Below are 1,154 nucleotides of genomic sequence, written 5' to 3' on the forward strand. Positions count from 1 at the left end.
GGAGGAGACGATGGCGCGCGCGGTGCTCATCGCCCGGAAGACCATCGAAGAACAACGGAAGTAGTTGGACGAGCAGAAGCCGAAGGTGTTGTTCGCGGACGCTGTGGCCACGAGCAAGAGGAGCATTTTGATCGGCGAATTGGCGAAGATCCTCAAACAGAACGGCGTGAAGACCGGCCAGAACCGGTTGTTCAAACAATTACGTGAGGACGGTTTCCTGATGAAGCGCAACGGGAACCCGAACATGCCCACACAGAAGAGCATGGAACTGGGTTTGTTCGAGGTCAAGGAAACATCGATTGCCCATTCGGATGGTCATGTGTCGTTGAACTTCACGACGAAGGTCACGCCCAAGGGCCAGCAGTACCTCATCCAGAGGTATCTGGGCTGCACTCCCCTTGACTTGGAAGCGGGTGCGTGATGGCCGGTAGTCAAATCGAATCGTCTCTTGACGGCTGGCCGATCGCCAAGGTGGCGAGCTTCCTCGGTGTCTCGAAGGGCAGTCTCTACGTGTGGTCGTGCCACGACAAGTGGGGAGGCCGGTATCCGCCCGCGCCGAAACGCGTAGGCCGCAGGCTCGTTTGGAATCCACAGGAGGTCATCGACTACCGGGACCGGCGGTGCGCGATAAGCCGTAGGGAGCTGGTCCATGGCGAATAAGGGTTTCCCGGATTCGAAACCGGGAGAAAAGAGGTGCCGGCGTCGCACTGTCCAAGGTTCACGCCGGCACCAACATCACCAATCACATTGAAAGGAAAACAAGTGATGTCAGGACACAAGATTACCGGAATCCACGCCATCGGCGTCGAGATCCCGAAGGGAATGTCATTCAAGGAGCTCATGGAGCAGCTGCTTGAGGGAGGAGAGGCTGAGTTGGAGAAGGAGTTGGACGAGGAGACGCGCCAGCCGGAAACCGGCAAGTGCGATTGTCCGGCGTGCGATCCAGACAAGGACACCGTGGAGGAAAGATTGTTCCATCCGGTCGATCAGTGGCAGCACGCCGTCGATGTGGCCAGTGACGTGCATGACGCGGCCGGCTCTCTCGAACACGCGCTGTTCGAGCTGGGTGAGAACCAGTTGGCGTTCGATGCGTCGATGATCCTCAGCCAGTCGCTGACCCTGCTGCGTGACATCCAACGCAAGCGCAAGGAGGT

1 protein-coding gene and 1 pseudogene are annotated in these 1,154 nt (G+C 58.5%); both read left to right on the forward strand.

The window, feature by feature from the left end; translation table 11 throughout:
- Window positions 1–421: pseudogene (locus tag AB5Z52_RS17220) on the forward strand (phage antirepressor KilAC domain-containing protein); the annotation flags it as partial.
- Window positions 422–765: 344 nt separating this feature from the next.
- Window positions 766–1,154 (forward strand): hypothetical protein (locus AB5Z52_RS17225; RefSeq protein WP_368267162.1); only part of this gene is annotated, 389 nt, incomplete at its 3' end.

It is taken from the genome of Enterococcus sp. RTP21361st1_A6_RTP21361_211029, assembly GCF_040910045.1.
Lineage (GTDB): Bacteria > Bacillota > Bacilli > Lactobacillales > Enterococcaceae > Enterococcus_D > Enterococcus_D gallinarum.